Origin of the sequence: Micromonospora sp. NPDC047074, from assembly GCF_040643815.1 — a bacterium.
GTDB lineage: Bacteria > Actinomycetota > Actinomycetes > Mycobacteriales > Micromonosporaceae > Micromonospora.
Genome location: NZ_JBEYVB010000053.1, coordinates 22,451 through 38,784, shown reverse-complemented (window position 1 = coordinate 38,784; position 16,334 = coordinate 22,451). Strand labels below are relative to the sequence as shown.

Here is a 16,334-nt window from a genome sequence, read left to right as displayed (position 1 = left end):
TGCGTTAGGAAGGTGCCCTTCCTTACACCCCGACCGGGTCGGAGGTAGGGCTCTCCCTACCTCCGACCCGGGGGTGGACCGGGTTACTCAGCGCAACCGTTCCGCCGAGACTGGAGGGCAGGGACGCGCCGGCCGGCGCGCTTCCGGGATCGACGGACGGGAGCCGTGATGGTGCTCGGAGCGGTGGCGGATCCGCCGGTACGGCGGGGCAGTGACTACGCACAGTTGTCCCGGCGGATCAGCGGGGCGGGTCTGCTGGAGCGACGCCCGGGCCGCTACGTGACCCGGATCGTGCTGACCCTGGGCGTCTTCGCGGCGGGCTGGGCCGCGGTCGGGCTGGTCGGCGACTCGTGGGCACAACTCCTGGTGGCCGTCTTCCTGGCCGTCGCCACGACCCAGGTCGCGTTCCTCGGCCACGACGCCGGTCACCGGCAGATGTTCCGGCGGCGCGGGCCGAGCGAGGCGGTCGGCCTGCTCACCGGCAACCTCGCGGTGGGGCTGAGCTACGGCTGGTGGGTGGACAAGCACAACCGCCACCACGCCAACCCCAACCACGAGGACGAGGACCCGGACGTCGGGGCGGGCGCGCTGGTCTGGACGTACGAGCAGGCCGCCGCGACGCGCGGCTTCGGCCGTTGGCTGGCCCGCCGGCAGGCGTGGCTGTTCTTCCCGATGCTGCTGCTGGAGGGGCTCGCCCTGCACGTGGCGAGCGTGCAGGCGATCGTGGGGCGGGACTCCGACGGCCGGTTCCGCACCCCGATGCGGCACCGTCGGCTGGAGGCACTGCTGCTGGTCGTGCACGCCGTGGGCTACCTCGGGGCGCTGCTGCTGGTGATGTCGCCGCTGAAGGCGCTGCTCTTCGTCGCCGTCCACCAGGGGCTGTGGGGGCTCTACATGGGCTGCTCGTTCGCCCCGAACCACAAGGGCATGCCGATGCCCACCGCCGACGACGACCTCGACTTCCTGCGCAAGCAGGTGCTGACCTCCCGCAACGTGCGGGGCAACCGGTTCGTCGACGTCGCGCTGGGCGGGCTCAACTACCAGATCGAGCACCACCTGTTTCCGAACATGCCCCGGGCCAACCTGCGCCGGGCCCGGCCGATCGTGCGCGCCTACTGCGCCGAGCAGGGCGTGCCGTACGCCGAGACCGGGCTGGTCGAGTCGTACCGTCAGGCGCTCGCGCACCTGCACGAGGTGGGCCGGCCGCTGCGCGGCTGAGTCGCGTACGAAAGGGGGCGGCACCCACCGGGTGCCGCCCCCTCCCGTACGGTCGGGCTCAGGAGTTCAGGGACTCGACCAGCGACTGCGGGGCTTCCTCGGTGTCGCTCGCGGCCGGCTTCTGCACCTGGACCGGGGCGCCAAAGTCGGAGTAGGTGGTGATCATCGTGCCCAGCGACTCGTGCAGCACGTTGGTGTCGACGGCGAACTCGACGAGCCGGCCCTGGTCGTCCACCCGGGCGGTGAAGGGGACGGCCTTGGCCTTGTCGCCGAGGGCCTTGATGCCCTCGTCGTCGGGCTTCGTACGGGTGTAGTCCAGGACGCCGGAGAAGCTTCCGTTCGCGGTCTTCTCGACCTCCACCACGCTGTCGGTCATCTGCTTCGCGCCGCCCGGGTCGCCCTCCGGCATCAGGTTGAGCTGGCTGCCCTTGCCGAGCTGGGTGAGGCTCATGTGCTGCCACTTCTTCGGCATCCCCGCCATGCCGGTGATCTTCAGGTAGACGTCGTTGCCGATCATCAGGATCCGGAACGTGCCCTCGGCGCCCGTCTTCATCGTGATGTCGGCGGTCTTGCTGGCCGGGTCCATCGCGCCGGTGCTGTTCACGGCCGTCGACTGGAGCTGCATCTTGACGCTCTGCTGGTTCAGCTTCTGCGCGGCGGCGACCAGCTCGGCGCGGGCGCCGGCCAGGACGCTGCTGTTCGGTGCCGGGGCGATGCTGGTGGCGCCGGTCCCGGGGGCCGGAGCAGCCACGTCCCGCTCCGTGGCGCACCCGGTGAGACCGAGGGCGAGTGCGGCGACGAACGCGACCCCCGTGGTCGCCAGCCGTCGAGTGTTCATCGTGGAAGTCTCCTCACGCAGGGTGGGCCGGGGCGATGCCGGAGCGCGGTCCCGGCCGGGCCGCCGGTCAGCCTAACCCCGGCAGGCGACAGGCGCGCGTCGATGTCCCGCCGCCCGGCGTCCGGCGTGCCGCCCGCTCCGGCCACACCTCCCGCCGCTGGTCGCCGCCGACCCGGCCCGTCCCGGTAGGGTCTCCCCATGGCAGACGTGCACACGGTCGAGGCGACGCCGGACGGGCCCGGCGGGCCGGTGTGGCGCGTCCTGACCGCTCGCCGCGGCACGCCCTCGGCGGGCGGGGTGACCCGGCACGACCTGGAACTGGCCCGGCGGATCGGCGAGATCGTGGGGAGCGTTCGATGAGATTCGAGATCAGCAAGGTGCTGGACGCCATCGAGGGCCGGGTCAGCACCGACCCGTCGCTGGCCCGGGCCGTCGTGGACCTGGCCGAGGTGATCCGCTACCAGGATCTCGACGGCGGCCGCCCGGCCAGCCTGCTCCGCCTCGGCATGGTGATCGACGCGCTCGCCCGGGAGCTGGAGGAGGACAGCGTCCCCGTCTACGCGGTCGTCCACCGGGCCCTGCTCTCCGACGCCGACCTCACCTCCAACGAACGCATGGTGGTCCGCCGGTGGGCCGACGACGGGCTGGTGGAGGTGCTCGACAACCCGGGCGACCGGGCGCTGGAGGTGGCCGACCTGCTCGGCCTGCCCGTGCTCAGCCGGGTGCGAGCCGACGGCCTGCGTGGGCGCTACCCGTGGCTGGTCGAGCAGCCCGGCCGGGTGGTCGCCCCGGTGCCCGGCGCCGGCGGGCCGGTCTTCCTCGCCCACGTGGGCGGCGGGCACACCCCCGTCGCCGGCGCCCGGTCGCCGGCCGGCGTGCGGCTGCTCTCCCGGCAGTGGCGTTGCCCGGAGCCGGGCTGCGCGCTCCTCGGCGGTGGTGGTGGCGGCGGGGCGTTCGCCGACCTGGCCCGGGTGGGGGAGCGCAGCCCCGCCGGTCAGCCGCCGCCCACGCTGCGCGGCGGGGCGCCCACCTGCCCCCGGCACGGCACCCGGCTCGGCGACGCCGGTCCGCGACCGCGCAGCGCCGTCCTCGCCGTCCGCGTGGGCGGGGTGATCCGGCGCCGCTTCGTGCTCACCGAGGAGCAGCCGGTGCTGGTCGGCCGGGCGCCCGACCAGTCCGGCGCGGTCGTCCTCGGGCAGTGGCTCAACGACGAGGCGCGCCGCTGGATCAGCCGCAGCCACGTCCGGTTCGAGCTGCGGGTCGGCGAGGTGATCGTGACCGACGTGAGCACCAACGGCTCGGGCATCCGGCCGGGCGGGTCGATGACGGAGGCCGACCGCGTACCGCTGTCGCCGCAGCAGTCGCGGGTGCTGGCCGAGGCCGACATGGTGGAGCTCTACCCGGGGGTGCAGATCGGCCGGCCCGACGAGCTGCCCACCGGCGCCTCCTACACGCCGACCTCGGTCATGGCCGAGGCGCCGACGATGGCGATGCGCCTGCCGCGCTGATCCGCCGGCAGACGACGGCGGGCGCCGGGGCCGTGGCCCCCGCGCCCGCCGCTGTCGTACGGGGTTCAGCCGGCCAGCACGGCACCGAGCTGCGTGACCGCGTGGTCGATCTCCGCCTCGGTGATCACCAGCGGCGGGGCGAGCCGGAGGGTGGAGCCGTGGGTGTCCTTGGCGAGCACCCCGCGCCCGGCGAGCCGCTCGCACGCCTCCCGGCCGCTCATCAGCGCCGGATCGATGTCGAGGCCCGCCCAGAGGCCCCGGCCCCGCACCGCGACGAGGCCCCGGCCGACCAGCGACGCGAGGCCGGCGTGCAGCCGCGCGCCCAGCTCGGCCGAGCGGCGCTGGAACTCGCCGGTGGCCAGCAGCCGGACCACCTCGGTCCCGACCGCGCAGGCCAGCGGGTTGCCACCGAACGTGGAGCCGTGCTGGCCCGGCCTGAGCACACCGAGCACGTCGGCGTTCGCGGCCACCGCGGAGACCGGCACGATGCCGCCGCCGAGCGCCTTGCCCAGGAGGTACATGTCCGGCGTGACGCCCTCGTGGTCGCAGGCGAACGTGGCCCCGGTCCGGCCCAGGCCGGACTGGATCTCGTCGGCGAGGAGCAGCACGTTGCGCTCGGTGCAGACCCGGCGTACGCCCGGCAGGTAGCCCTCCGGCGGCACGATGACGCCCTGCTCGCCCTGGATCGGCTCGACCAGCACGGCCACGGTGTTCTCGTCGACCGCGGCGGTCAGCGCCGCCAGGTCGCCGTAGGGGACGACCGTGAAGCCCGGGGTGTACGGCCCGAAGTCGGCCCGCGCGTCGGGGTCGGTGGAGAAGCTGACGATGGTGGTCGTACGGCCGTGGAAGTTGCCCTCGGCCACCACGATGTTGGCCTGCCCCGGCGCCACGCCCTTGACCTGGTAGCCCCACTTGCGGGCGACCTTGATCCCGGTCTCCACGGCCTCGGCGCCGGTGTTCATCGGCAGCACCAGGTCCTTGCCGCACAGCTCGGCCAGCTCGCGGCAGAAGTCCGCGAACTGGTCGTGGACGAATGCCCGGCTGGTGAGGGTCAGCCGGTCGAGCTGGGCGTGCGCGGCGGCGATCAACGCCGGGTGGCGGTGGCCGAAGTTCAGCGCCGAGTAGCCGGCCAGGCAGTCGAGGTAGCGGCGCCCGTCCACGTCGGTCACCCAGGCGCCCTCGGCGGACGAGACGACGACCGGCAGGGGGTGGTAGTTGTGCGCGGTCCACCGCTCCGCGTCGCGGACCGCCTCCGGCGTCCGCAGCATGTCATCGATCACTTGCTCGCCTTTCCCTGACGGAGTCGCAACGTGCAGCACTTCGGTCCGCCGCCGGCCTTGCGCAGCTCGGACAGGTCGACACCGATCGTCTCGTAGCCCCGGTCGCGCAGCTTCGCGGCCAGGCCGGTGGCCTGCGCCGGCAGCACCACGTGCCGGCCGTCGCTGACCGCGTTCAGCCCGAAGACCTCGGCGTCGGCGAGGGTGGCGTGCACCGCGTCGGGGAAGAGCCGACGCAGCACGGCCCGGCTGCCGGGCGAGAACGCCTCCGGCAGGTACGCCACGGTCCGCTCGTCGAGCACGGTGAGCGCCGTGTCCAGGTGGTAGAAGCGCGGGTCGACGAGCTGCATGGTGACCACCGGGTAGCCGAAGACCTCCTGGAGCTGCGCGTGCGAGGCGTGCGCGGTACGGAAGCCGGTGCCGGCCAGCATGACGTCGCCGGCCAGCAGGATGTCGCCCTCGCCCTCGTTGACGTGCTTCGGGTCGTGCATCTCGAAGCCGGCCGCCTCGAACCAGGCGCGGTAGGCGGGCGCCTCGTCGGCGCGCTGCGGGTCGCGGAACTGCACGGCCATCGCCCTGCCGTCGATCACCGTGCCGCCGTTGGCGGCGAAGACCATGTCGGGCAGGCCGGGCACCGGGGCGATCTCCTCGACGGTGTGGCCCAGGTCCCGGTAGATCTGGCGCAGCCGCTCCCACTGGCGGGTGGCGAGGTCGGCGTCGACCGGCGCGGTCGGGTCCATCCACGGGTTGATCGCGTAGTCGACGGCGAAGTACGTCGGCCGGCACATCAGGTAGCGCTGGCTGGTGGCGTCCATCGTCATGTCCTGCTCCCAGGGGTCGGGCGCGCCCGGCCACCGTGGCCCACGGGCTGGCGCCGTTACTCAACGTTATGCGGCCAGCGACGACGGTATCTACTGGTGAGGCTTGCGTCAGATGGCTGATCGTTGCGTATGTGGAGCAGTTCGGGAGCGGTTCGTTGCGTCGTGACGCCCGGTGGCCGACGTGTTCCACCGGGCGTCCGACGCGGGTTCACTCCGCTGGGTCGATGTCCGCGGCGCCGCACGGGCGGAGGGCACCCGACCGGTTTGCAGGGGGCCCTTCCTCTACCGGAAACGTTAGGAAGGTGCCCTTCCAATCCCCGGCCCGGGAAACACTTCGGGGGCGGCGAACCGCCGCCCCCGAAAAGGGTTGCCCGGCTGGTGAACCACCAGGCTGGTCGGGCGTTGCCGGTGAACCACCGGCGTTGCCGGCGCACCGCCGGCAGGCCGATCAGTGCCCGCTAGAAGCGGTCCACAAACTGTGAGTCAAGCCACTCCCGGAACCGCTGCACCCAGTCGCCGTCGGTGGTCGGCCAGTCGAACTGGCCGGTCATCGCCAGCACCCCGAGCACCACCGCGCCGAGGCCCAGCACGATGCCGAGCAGCGCGTCGGTCTTGCCGGCGATGTGCCGGCGGCGGGTGGCCATCAGCCCGAGCACCGCGAGCACGGCACCGACCGCCCCGAGCCCGATGCCGTACCCGGCCAGGGTGCCGGTGAGCACGAAGAGCGCCCCGGCCACACCGACGACCAGGCCGAGCGTGGCGAGCATGCTGGCCCTGGGCTTCGGGCCGACCGCCACCGGCGGCTCCTCGCGGTCGGGCACCCCGTCGCCGTCCCGGTCGACGGACCGCTCCGCCGTCGGGGCGACCGTGCCGGCACGGGCCGCGTCGTGGTCCCGGACCGTCGGATCGCCCGCGTCGGCGCGGTCCCGGGTCGTCGGGTCGACCGTGCCGGTGCGGTCCCGGTCGGCGGGGACGGTGGAACTGCGCTCCAGCGTCGGGTCGGGATCGCCGCCCGCCGGGCGTGCGGTGGCAGCGCGGGCGACGGCCGCCCGCTCGGCCGCGCGCCGCTCCGCGTGCCCGTTGCGCGCGTCGACGACGGGCGCGGAACTGCTGCGGTACGTCGTCTGGTCCGCGTCCCGGTCCGTCACCACCGGACGGCTGGGCCCGCCGCTGCGGTCCACACCGGTCTCCGCCGAGCCGTCCCGGTCGGTGCCGGCCGGTACCTCGCGGTTTTCGAGATTCTCGTCCGTCGGCGTCTGTTCCGACCGGCGCGAGAGGGAAGGAATCCTGACCACAACACACCTCCTGGTGAATGCGTGGTGGCCGATGGAGACGACGCCGCCCACGCGGTACGTGTCCGCAGTACCCAGGCGGCCGTGCTCCGACACTGAGGGCCCGTGACAGCCCGGCCGGTCCCGAGCGCGTCTCGCGCACCGTCAGAATCCCATAGCCCTATGTAACGCAATCGATCAACGTGTCGCCACCTTGGATAGAGCCGGTGCCGATCTTCCGATCGGATCGGCCGGTCCGAGAGGTGCCGCACGTACGGGCACTCCCCTCCAACCAGGGAGTCACATGTCCATCCTCCGGCGACGTCCAGGCGTCCCCCGCACGCTGATCACCCTGATCGCCAGTCTCGGCGCGGTGGCCACGGCCGTCCCCGCGTCAGCCGCTGAGAGTCAGGCGGATCTCTCCGTCGATCTCGCCCTCGGCACCACGCGGATCCCACTGAACGGCAAGACCGTTCCCGCTGACATCCACGTCGCGAACGCGGGGGCCGCGAGCGCGGATGGCATCGTGGTGACGTTCGAGATTCCCGCCACCGCCATCATCTCCGGCGAGGGCCCCAGCACGGATTCGCCCTGGCAGTGCACCCTGGGTCGGCCGGTCCGGTGCACCCACCCGACCCTGACGGCCGGGCAGAGCGCCGCACCGCTCAGACTTCCGGTCAGGCTCAGCGAGGGCGTCGACGGCCAGTCGGCGGTCATCACCGCCAGTGTCACGACGACCAGCCAGGAGTCGTCCACCATGAACAACCTCGACAGCGAGTCGGTCACCTACGACGCGAGCCTCGGCGCCCCCGACCTGCGCGTCGAGAGCGTCATACCGATCCCGGACCACCGGGTGATCGAGGGCGACTGGGTCAAGTACCCGATGAACTTCCGCAACTCCGGCGACATCCCCGCCGCCGACGTACGGGCCCGTGTCGTCGCCGCGCCGGGACTGTTGTGGGGCGTGGGCGACCAGTCCGACCCGCGCTGGCAGTGCACCACCGTCGTGGAGAGCCAGGAGTGGGACTGCGCCTACGGGTCCCTCTCGGTCGGCTCGGCGACGCGGACGCTCTCCTTCAGCGGACGGATGCCCGCGGGCGGTCAGCCCGGCGACCGGCTTCCGGTGACCGTGACGCTCTCGACCAGCACCCCCGGCGAGGACCCGGCCGGCAACGTGCACGAGGGTGGCTTCGAATACGCCACCCCGGCGTACGTCAGCGGGCGGGTCTGGCTCGACGTCGACCGGGACGGCCAGCGGGACGCCGGGGAGGGTACGCCCGCGCCGAACCCGCTGAGCGTCTCTCTCGTGCCGGTGGCCGGCGGTGCCGCCGTCTACGTGCCGGTGAACGCGGACGGCACGTACCGGATGCCGATGCGCGCCGGCCAGTATCTGTACAGGGCCCGTTTCGTGCCGGGCTCGTACCAGTTCACCACTCCGAACGTCGGCGACGACGCCACCGACTCCGACGTGTACGTCGTCTACGACTCCGGGGACCAGGTGGTGGCGGAGAGCGATCTGGTGAGCCTCTCGGAGGGCGAGGAGGCGACGATCGACATCGGCCTGGTGACCGTCGGCTGAGCCGAGCCGGTGGGCCGTCCGGTATCGCGGCGGCCCACCGGCCGGTTTGTTCGTCCCTGGGGGCGGTGAGCGGCTTCGACACCGGCTCTAGGCCGGCACCGTCCACTTCTGGTTGGCGCCGCCGCCGCAGGTCCAGACCTGGGTCGGCGTCGCGTTGGCCGGGTTGTTGTCCAGCACGTCGAGGCACTTGCCCGCGCTGGCGCTGACCAGGTCGCGGGCCGTCGTCGCGGTCCACCGCTGGTTCGCGGCGCCGGTGCAGGTCCAGATCTGCACCCGGGCACCGTCGGCGGTGGAGTTGTCCCGGACGTCCAGGCACTTGCCCAGCGCCCGTACCGTGCCGTCGCCGCCGAGGGTCCACTGTTGCGCGGCGCTGCCGTTGCAGTCGTACAACTGGACGGTCGTGCCGTCGGCGCTGCTGGCCCCGGCGACGTCGAGGCACTTGCCGGCGAGGCCGACGACCGGGCCGGTCCGGCCGCCGCCGGACTGGCTGCCCGACCAGGTGAAGGTGGCCGTGGTCCGGGCCGGCAGCGCGTACGTGAAGGACTGCCCGCCCCAGACGACCTTGACCGACTGGGTGCCGGTGCCGCCGTTGTGCGCGATGAGGGCCTTGGACCCGTCGGGGTTCACGTACGCCACGTTCGGCACCGAGCCGTTGGCGGTCGAGTCGATCCGGTACGCGCCCGGCTTGACGAACTTCGTCAGGTGCCCGGTGGTGTAGTACTCGATGGTGTAGTCGACCTGGCCGGCCCGGGCGCCGCCCTCCTGCACGGTGACCAGGCCGGTGCAGACGTCGCAGCCGCCGTTGTGCGGGCCCATGTTCTGGTTGAGCGCGATGCTCCACTTGACCAGGCTGCTGCTGTGGTTGCGGGCGTAGGTGACGATGTCCGCCAGGTCCTCGTTGTGCTGGTTGCCGATCCAGGTGCCGCCCGAGTGTTCCGTGCTGAACTGGCGCACGGACGGGTACTGGTTGCGCACCTGGCTGCCCACCGCCGGGTCGCCGAAGTAGCCGTGCCAGGCGATGCCGCCGAAGAGCGGGTCGTTGCGGACGCCCGCGTCGGCCAGCAGCACCGCCCCGAAGTTGGCATGGTCACCGTAGTTCCAGTCGTGCACGAGGACCTTGGTGCTGAGGCCGGCGGCGCGCAGCGCGGGATAGAGGTGGTTCTTGGTGAACTCCACCAGCCCCGGCCCGTTCCAGCTCATGCCCGGGTAGTTCATCGCCGTCGGGTTGGCGGCCTGGCAGCAGTTCGGCTCGTTCTGCACCGACAGGTAGTTCACCGCAATCCCGGCGGCCTGGTAGGTCTGCACGTACCTGACCAGGTACTGGGCGTACATCGGGTAGTACTCCCACTTGAGCCAGCCCATCTGGTCCATCCGGCCGTTGTCCTTCATCCAGCCGGGGGCGCTCCACGGCACCCCCTTCACCCGCAGCGCCGGGTTGAGCGACCGGGCCTGGGCGGTGAGCAGCCGGACGTTGGTGTCGTAGCCGTTGGCGTAGAAGTCGTTCAGGTCGCAGCAGGTGTCGTCGAGGGAGACGTGGCCCGGGCGGGACAGGTCCGAGGCGCCGATCGGGTTGCGGACGAAGGAGAGCCCGATGCCCTCGGTGGGGGAGAAGAGCTTGCGCATGACGGCGTCGCGGGTGGCCGCGCTGATCGGACCGCCCCGGAACAGGTACGCCGTGGTGTCCGTGATCGACGCGCCGCCGCCCTCGAACTGCTGGTAGCGGGTGTTCTCGTTGACGGTGACGGTGTGCGTCGCGCCGCCGCTGGTGGGGGCGAAGGCGACCGGGGCCTGCTGCTGGAGGCCCCGGCTGACCTGGCGACCGCCGGCGTCGGAGGTGGTGGTCAGCCAGATGTTCACCGGTTCGTTGGCGGCGACCGCCGGTGCCGGCAGGGCGACCGTGGCGGCGACCGTCGTGAGGAGCGCGAGCAGGCCCGCGCCTGCGGACGCGGCTCGGCGTCGGGCCCGCTGGCGGGGCCCCGGACATGCGCGGACGGTGGTGGTCATCGGCGGGTCATCCTCTCGCGCAACGGATGGTGACGGCGAGGAACAGTTAATATTCCTTCGTAATAGAAGTCAATCAATTCCTTCGCGTCCCCGTCCGGCTCGCCGGCCCGGCCGCTGCCGTCCGCCCCGCCGGCCCGGCCTCGCGGGCTGCGATCACCCGCAGCCCGGCCCGCAGCACGTAGACCTCCCGCTTGTCGACGGCCAGCCCCCGGTCGTTCAGCACGTAGCCCGTCAGCCAGATCCACCCGGGGTACGTGGGGCGGTCGTCCACGCTCACCAGCCACAGGCGCAGCGCGCGGTCGCCGCCGAACTGGACCGAGCACGCCGCGCCGATCAGCAGCACGTCCCCGGGGCGCAGCGCGCTCATGCCGGCCAGTGCCCACGGTTGATCGGCACGCGGTGCCGGGCGCGGCACGGCAGGTCCGCGCCGCAGCGGCACACCCTGCGCCACCGCGCCCAGCTCCACACCGGGCGGTGGCGGCGGGCCAGTGTCCGCGCGACGGCGGCGAGGTGGCCGACAACCTGCCCGGCGTGGTCGGCGTACGCGACAGCAAGGACCCGCACGGCCCCGCGCTGACCTTCACCGCCCGGGCGTGGTCCGCGTTCGTCGGGGGCGTCGTACGGCAGGGCTGACCGGCGTCGGCGTCGCCACCGGCGGCGGCCCCGCCAGCCGCACGTATCCTTGGCACCCGTGCCAGAGGGACACACCATCCACCGCCTGGCGGCGCGGCACGCCGACCTCTTCGCCGGGGACAAGGTGCACGCCGCCAGCCCGCAGGGCCGCTTCGCCGAGGGCGCGGCCCGGCTCAGCGGCACCGTGCTGGAGGCCACCGAGGCGTACGGCAAGCACCTGCTGCACCACCACGCTGGCGAGCTGACCCTGCACGTGCACCTCGGGCTCTACGGGAAGTTCACCGACGGCGACGGCGAGCCGCCGGAGCCGGTCGGCCAGGTCCGGCTGCGGTTGACCAGCGACCGGCACTGGCTCGACCTGCGCGGCCCCACCGCCTGCGAGCTGCTCACCCCGCCCGAGGTGGCGGCCCTGCGGGCCCGGCTCGGCCCCGACCCGCTGCGCGCCGACGCGGACCCCGAGCGGGCGTACGCCCGGATCTCCCGCAGCCCGACACCGCTGGCGGCGCTGCTGCTCGACCAGTCGGTGGTGGCCGGCACCGGGCTGATCTTCGTCACCGAGGCGCTGTTCCGGGCCGGCCTGCCGCCGACGCTGCCCGGCCGGCGGCTGACCCGCGCCGGCTGGGACGCACTCTGGGCCGACCTGGTCGGGCTGATGCGGCTCGCCGTCACGCGCGGCCGGATCGACACCGTCCGCGACGCGCACCTGCCCGAGGCGATGGGCCGCGCCGCCCGCGTCGACCGGCACGGCGGCGAGGTCTACGTCTACCGCCGCCCCGGCGATCCCTGCCACGTCTGCGGCGGCCCGGTCAGCCGGGGCGGGCTTGCCGGCCGCAACCTCTACTGGTGCCCCACCTGCCAACCGTCCTGACCGCGCAACCCTCCGCGCCATTCCTTCGGCACCGCTGTCCCTTCGGCACCGCTGTCCCTTCGGCACCGGCTGTCGAGCTGCCCCGCCTGGCAACCGGCCTCACCGCTCCGCCCGCCACGTTGTCTCTCCCGCCACCTTGTCTCCCCGGTAACGCTGTCGAGCTGCCCCGTCTGTGCGGGCGACTCTGACAGGGAAGCGGCCGGTGGTGGTGGGGTCGTCTGGGTGCCCCGTCTGTGCGGGCAGTTCGACAGCGAGGCGGGCCGATGTTGCTGGGGGCCGTCTGCCTGCCTCACCTGTGCTGGCAACTGGACAAGCAACGGCCGGTGACGGCCGCGCCCCTACGCCGACGTCGGTCTCACCGGGGAGGCGCGGCGAGCAGCCAGCGGACCACCTCGACCTGATTGGGGAAGACCTGCCCCTCGCCGATGCTCCAGGCCAGCGTCTGACCGATCGTCCAGCCCCACACCCGCTCCCGGTCCAGCCCCAGCTCCGCGCTCAGCCGGCCCAGCCGGTGCCGGACGGCCTCCGGCGAGTGCCCCAGCTCCCCGCCCCGCACCAGCGGCACCACCCCGAACTCGCGCTCGCCGGTCAGCGGCTTCGGGTCGATCACCAGCCACGGCTCCCGGGTCGCCCGCAGCACGTTGCCGGCGTGCAGGTCCTGGTTGACCAGCACCTGCTCGCCCTGGCTGTCGACCAGGTCGGCCAGCAGCCCGAGCGCCGTGTCGAGCAGCCGCCGCTCGTACGGCCGGCCGGCCCGTTCCCAGTTGGCCGGCAGGCGTTCCATCCAGCCGGCGGCCTCCTCGGCGAGCGGGGTGAACGGCGCGCCGGCCGGCCGCCACACCCGGGGCAGCAGCTCCACCGCCGCGTCCAGCGCCGCGTCGGCGGGCAGCTCGTGCAGCGGCGTGCCGGGCACGCACCGCTCGACCAGCAGCGCCCGCCGCTGCGGGTCGTGCGCGAGCAGCCGGATCGCCCCCACCCCGGCCCAGCGATCGAGCGCCGTCGCCTCGTGCGTGCTGTCGGGGTCCGGGTACTGGAGCTTGAGCACCGCCAGCGTGCCGTCGGGCAGCTCGGCCGGCAGGGCCAGCGACACGAAGGCGTCAGGGAAGGGCGGCCCGACCCGCAGCGACCACCGCGCGGTACAGGCGGCCAGCCGGTCCGGCAGCGCCGCCAGCCACTCCCGCCCGGTCGGCGTGCGCCGCACCCAGCCCAGCCCGTCGGGGATTTCCAGCTCCACGGCCATCCGGGCATCCTCGACCATTCCGACCGGCCCCGTACAACCGATTTCGAGCCCGCCCCCGCCGCGCGGTGCGCCGGGAATACCGCTGACCGGTCCGGGGGCGGTCCCGCACCGCCCCCGGACCGGAGCTGTCAGCGCAACCGGCGGATGTCGCCGTGGGCGCGGTAGAAGCCACCCCGGCCAGCCTCGCGGACCTGGGTGACCAGGTAACGGGCGCCCGGCTCGCGGATGCCCTTGGGGAACTGCACCGACCAGTCCTGGTGGTAGCCGGGGGAGAGCACGTGCACGCGCAGCCGGCCGCGTTCCTCGACGCACTGCACCATCACGCCGCCGGCGGCGTCGCTTGTCACCTCGACGGTCGTCCACGCCGCCGGCTCGGGCAGCCGGGGCGGGGCCTTGACGTCGACCACCTCCGGCACGCTGCCGGCCTCCGCCGCCCGGATCGCCGGCTCGCTGGCGTCCACGCAGGCCAGGTGGCCGCTGGTGGTGACGACGTAGAGCCGCTCCTCGTGGTATTGCATGGAGTAGGCCGAGCCGCAGCCGGTGCCGAGCTTCCACAGCCGGTTGCCGGCCTCGTCGAAGCAGTAGATCGAGGACTGGCTGTCGCCGGCGAAGACGTACCGGCCGCCCTCGGCCGTGGCGCAGGAGAAGACCGGGGCGTCGCACCGGTAGGTGCGCTCGGTGCGGCCGTCCTTCGCCAGTCGTACCACCTCGCGGGTGCCCGTGCCGGCGAACACCGCGCCGGGCTCCTGCCAGCCGAAGAGCACCGAGCCGGTGCGGGTGTGCCACAGCTCGCGGCCCGTCCGCCAGTCGTAGCCGGTCACCCCCTGGGAGTGACCGTGGTAGAGCGCGTCGGCGTCGCAGCGCACCATCCAGGCCGACCGGCCGCGGCCCGCCCGGCGCCAGAGGAACTCGTCCTCGTGGTCGACGGCGGCGATGCCGCCGTCGACGTCGGAGACACCCAGCACGCCGTCGTGGATGTCCAGCCAGTAGATGTCGATGTCGGGTGCGATCTCGTACGCCACCCGGGGCACCTTGCCGGACAGGTCGTAGACGTTGCCGTCGTCGCAACCCGCGTAGATCCAGGCGTCGTCGGCGACGATGCACTTCACCCCGTCGGGGAGGCGGACCTGGTCGAGCACCCGGGCGTTGTGGTCGAGCGTCGTGATGACGCCCTGCTCGTTGCCGACCATGCAGGTCTGCCCGTCGACGAAGATGCCGAAGGCCGGGGCGCCGGACGCGTAGCGCCAGAGCACCGGCGCGGTGCGGGCGGTGGAGCGGGTGCTGACGATCTGCCGCCGGGAGACGGCGCGCTTCTGCCGCACGCCGCGGACGGCCGGGGCGTACCCCTTGCGGATCTTCTCGCCGATCTTCTTCGCTGCGGCGGCGCGGGCCTTGGCGTTGTCGGGGTAGGCGGCGGTCTTGACCTGGCCCTGGTCGCCGATCCGGCCGTAGCGGACGGTCAGCGTGGTGTCGTCGACGACGACCTCGTAGAACTTGTGCGCACCGTCCGCTTCGGACAGTTCGAGGTAGGTCGTCTCCTGGGACATGGGGGGCCTCCGAGGGGGGTCAACAACCGGCTCGACGTGGCCGGCGCGGCGACAGCGGGCACACGCTAACCGCCACCCCCGACAAGCATGTAAGGAAGGGCACCTTCCTAACGCATTGCGTTAGGAAGGTGCCCTTCCTTACACCCTTAGCGGTCGGTGGCGGCCAGGGCGTCGACGGCCTTGCGGGCGGCGATCAGCACCGGATCCCAGACCGGCGCGTACGGCGGGGCGTAGCCGAGGTCGAGGGCCGTCATGTCGTCCACAGTCATGCCGTTCCACAACGCCACCGCGAGGGTGTCGATCCGCTTCGCCGCCTCGGACCAGCCGACGATCTGCGCCCCGAGCAGCCGTCCGCTGGGCCGTTCCGCGATCAGCTTCACCGTCATCGGCCGCGCACCCGGGTAGTAGCCGGCGCGGTTGGTCGACTCGGCGATCACCGAGACGAACTCGAAGCCGGCCGCCGAGGCGTCCCGCTCGCGCAGCCCGGTGCGCCCGACCTCCAGCTCGCAGACCTTGGTGACGGCGGTGCCGATCACCCCGGCGAAGGTGGCGTACCCGCCGCCGATGTTGATGCCGGCGACCCGGCCCTGCTTGTTGGCGTGGGTGCCCAGCGGGACGTGCACCGGCAGCCCGGTCACCCGGTGCATGGTCTCCACGCAGTCGCCGGCCGCCCAGACGTCCGGCACCCCCTGCACCCGCATCCGGCGGTCGACCCGGATCCCGCCGCTGACGCCCAGCGGCAGTCCGGCGGCTTCCGCGAGGGCCGTGTTGGGGCGTACGCCCAGACCGAGGACGACCACGTCGGCGGGGATGGGCCCCTCGGCGGTGACCACGGCGGACACCCGGCCGTCGGTCTCCTCCAGCCCGGTCACCCCGACGCCGGTGCGGATGGTGATGCCGATGCCCCGCATCGCGGCCGTGACCAGCTCGGCCATGTCGGGGTCGACGGTGGACATCGGCTGCTCGGCCTGCTCGACCAGGGTGACGGCGAGCCCGCGCTGGATGAGCGCCTCGGCCATCTCCACGCCGATGTAGCCGCCGCCGACCACCACCGCGCGGCGCGGCCCGGGCTCGGAATCCAGCCAGTCCCGCAGCGCCGCGCCGTCGTCGAGGGTCTGCATCCCGAAGAGCCCACGGGCGTCGGTACGCGCCCAGTCCGGCTTGACGGGCACCGCGCCGGTGGCGTACATCAGGCTGTCGAAGCGTTCGCGGACCTCGCCGCCGCCGTCGAGTCTGGAGGCGACCACCTCGCGCCGGTCGAGGTCGATCGAGGTCACCTCGTGCCGCAGCCGGACGTCGATGTCGAACTTCTCCCGGAACGTCTCCGGGTCGCGGGCGATCAGCTCGTCGCGGTCCTCGACCAGACCGCTGATCCAGTAGGGGATGCCACACGCCGAGTACGACGTGAAGTGCCCCCGCTCGAAGGCCACGATCTCCAGGTCGGCACGGTCGCGGCGGCGTCGCGCCTGGGACGCCGCCGCCATCCCCGCGGCGTCCCCACCGATGACGATCAGCCGTTGCGCCACGGGC

Annotated in this window: 15 protein-coding genes; 6 read left to right on the top strand and 9 right to left on the bottom strand. The window is 73.1% G+C overall.

All coding sequences use genetic code 11. The features are described 5' to 3' along the window. Window positions 1-168 precede the first annotated feature (168 nt). Window positions 169-1,218, top strand: a complete 1,050-nt coding sequence (locus ABZ809_RS32310) for an acyl-CoA desaturase (protein WP_357566436.1) — start codon at window positions 169-171, stop codon at window positions 1,216-1,218. Between the two features lie 58 nt (window positions 1,219-1,276). Here ABZ809_RS32310 and ABZ809_RS32305 read toward each other — a convergent pair whose 3' ends face one another. Continuing rightward, window positions 1,277-2,056: a hypothetical protein gene (locus ABZ809_RS32305; protein WP_357566435.1), complete on the bottom strand. Its 780-nt coding sequence runs from the start codon at window positions 2,054-2,056 to the stop codon at window positions 1,277-1,279. Window positions 2,057-2,254: 198 nt separating this feature from the next. Here ABZ809_RS32305 and ABZ809_RS32300 point away from each other — a divergent pair, with 198 nt between their 5' ends. Together ABZ809_RS32300 and ABZ809_RS32295 are read left to right on the top strand one after the other, a co-directional pair. Then, complete coding sequence (locus ABZ809_RS32300; RefSeq protein ID WP_357566434.1) at window positions 2,255-2,416, top strand: hypothetical protein; 162 nt, start codon at window positions 2,255-2,257, stop codon at window positions 2,414-2,416. Continuing rightward, entirely contained in the window at window positions 2,413-3,564 is a 1,152-nt protein-coding gene (locus tag ABZ809_RS32295) for an FHA domain-containing protein (RefSeq protein ID WP_357566433.1), read from the top strand. Before ABZ809_RS32300 ends, ABZ809_RS32295 begins: the two co-directional genes overlap by 4 nt. 65 nt (window positions 3,565-3,629) lie before the next feature. Here the strand turns inward: ABZ809_RS32295 and rocD are convergent, their stop codons facing one another. The 3 genes from rocD to ABZ809_RS32280 form a co-directional block, all read right to left on the bottom strand. Beyond that, window positions 3,630-4,844 (bottom strand): ornithine--oxo-acid transaminase, encoded by a 1,215-nt coding sequence (rocD, locus tag ABZ809_RS32290; protein WP_357566432.1) that lies wholly within the window; start codon window positions 4,842-4,844, stop codon window positions 3,630-3,632. Further along, on the bottom strand, window positions 4,841-5,656 hold the full coding sequence (gene ddaH, locus ABZ809_RS32285) for a dimethylargininase (RefSeq protein WP_357566438.1): 816 nt from the start codon (window positions 5,654-5,656) through the stop codon (window positions 4,841-4,843). The genes rocD and ddaH overlap by 4 nt, the downstream gene beginning before the upstream one ends. Before the next feature lie 464 nt (window positions 5,657-6,120). Beyond that, window positions 6,121-6,957, bottom strand: a complete 837-nt coding sequence (locus ABZ809_RS32280) for a DUF4190 domain-containing protein (protein ID WP_357566431.1) — start codon at window positions 6,955-6,957, stop codon at window positions 6,121-6,123. A gap of 280 nt (window positions 6,958-7,237) precedes the next feature. On the opposite strand from ABZ809_RS32280, the gene ABZ809_RS32275 reads away from it, so the two are divergent. Beyond that, entirely contained in the window at window positions 7,238-8,512 is a 1,275-nt protein-coding gene (locus tag ABZ809_RS32275) for an SdrD B-like domain-containing protein (protein WP_357566430.1), read from the top strand. A gap of 87 nt (window positions 8,513-8,599) precedes the next feature. On the opposite strand, the gene ABZ809_RS32270 is transcribed toward ABZ809_RS32275, so the two are convergent. Further along, complete coding sequence (locus ABZ809_RS32270; protein ID WP_357566429.1) at window positions 8,600-10,516, bottom strand: lectin; 1,917 nt, start codon at window positions 10,514-10,516, stop codon at window positions 8,600-8,602. 73 nt (window positions 10,517-10,589) lie between these two features. Beyond that, window positions 10,590-10,883 (bottom strand): hypothetical protein, encoded by a 294-nt coding sequence (locus tag ABZ809_RS32265; protein ID WP_357566428.1) that lies wholly within the window; start codon window positions 10,881-10,883, stop codon window positions 10,590-10,592. Window positions 10,884-10,990: 107 nt separating this feature from the next. Between ABZ809_RS32265 and ABZ809_RS32260 the strand changes: the two genes are divergently transcribed. Together ABZ809_RS32260 and ABZ809_RS32255 are read left to right on the top strand one after the other, a co-directional pair. Then, entirely contained in the window at window positions 10,991-11,149 is a 159-nt protein-coding gene (locus ABZ809_RS32260) for a DUF397 domain-containing protein (protein WP_357566427.1), read from the top strand. Between the two features lie 58 nt (window positions 11,150-11,207). Further along, window positions 11,208-12,017 (top strand): DNA-formamidopyrimidine glycosylase family protein, encoded by an 810-nt coding sequence (locus ABZ809_RS32255; protein WP_357566426.1) that lies wholly within the window; start codon window positions 11,208-11,210, stop codon window positions 12,015-12,017. A gap of 355 nt (window positions 12,018-12,372) precedes the next feature. Here the strand turns inward: ABZ809_RS32255 and ABZ809_RS32250 are convergent, their stop codons facing one another. The 3 genes from ABZ809_RS32250 to ABZ809_RS32240 form a co-directional block, all read right to left on the bottom strand. Beyond that, complete coding sequence (locus ABZ809_RS32250) at window positions 12,373-13,257, bottom strand: aminoglycoside phosphotransferase family protein (RefSeq protein WP_357566425.1); 885 nt, start codon at window positions 13,255-13,257, stop codon at window positions 12,373-12,375. Window positions 13,258-13,385: 128 nt separating this feature from the next. Next, window positions 13,386-14,804, bottom strand: coding sequence for a WGR domain-containing protein (locus tag ABZ809_RS32245; RefSeq protein ID WP_357566424.1), 1,419 nt, complete (start codon window positions 14,802-14,804; stop codon window positions 13,386-13,388). Window positions 14,805-14,950: 146 nt separating this feature from the next. Continuing rightward, window positions 14,951-16,330, bottom strand: coding sequence for an FAD-dependent oxidoreductase (locus tag ABZ809_RS32240; protein ID WP_357566423.1), 1,380 nt, complete (start codon window positions 16,328-16,330; stop codon window positions 14,951-14,953). Between the last annotated feature and the right edge of the window lie 4 nt (window positions 16,331-16,334).

What these genes read in the sequence shown, in the direction of transcription:
- ABZ809_RS32310 (WP_357566436.1), top strand. Translation starts at nt 169, where the DNA reads ATGGTGCTCGGAGCGGTGGCGGATCCGCCGGTACGGCGGGGCAGTGAC.
- ABZ809_RS32305 (WP_357566435.1), bottom strand. Translation starts at nt 2,056, where the DNA reads ATGAACACTCGACGGCTGGCGACCACGGGGGTCGCGTTCGTCGCCGCA.
- ABZ809_RS32300 (WP_357566434.1), top strand. Translation starts at nt 2,255, where the DNA reads ATGGCAGACGTGCACACGGTCGAGGCGACGCCGGACGGGCCCGGCGGG.
- ABZ809_RS32295 (WP_357566433.1), top strand. Translation starts at nt 2,413, where the DNA reads ATGAGATTCGAGATCAGCAAGGTGCTGGACGCCATCGAGGGCCGGGTC.
- ddaH (WP_357566438.1), bottom strand. Translation starts at nt 5,656, where the DNA reads ATGGACGCCACCAGCCAGCGCTACCTGATGTGCCGGCCGACGTACTTC.
- ABZ809_RS32275 (WP_357566430.1), top strand. Translation starts at nt 7,238, where the DNA reads ATGTCCATCCTCCGGCGACGTCCAGGCGTCCCCCGCACGCTGATCACC.
- ABZ809_RS32270 (WP_357566429.1), bottom strand. Translation starts at nt 10,516, where the DNA reads ATGACCACCACCGTCCGCGCATGTCCGGGGCCCCGCCAGCGGGCCCGA.
- ABZ809_RS32265 (WP_357566428.1), bottom strand. Translation starts at nt 10,883, where the DNA reads ATGAGCGCGCTGCGCCCCGGGGACGTGCTGCTGATCGGCGCGGCGTGC.
- ABZ809_RS32250 (WP_357566425.1), bottom strand. Translation starts at nt 13,257, where the DNA reads ATGGCCGTGGAGCTGGAAATCCCCGACGGGCTGGGCTGGGTGCGGCGC.
- ABZ809_RS32245 (WP_357566424.1), bottom strand. Translation starts at nt 14,804, where the DNA reads ATGTCCCAGGAGACGACCTACCTCGAACTGTCCGAAGCGGACGGTGCG.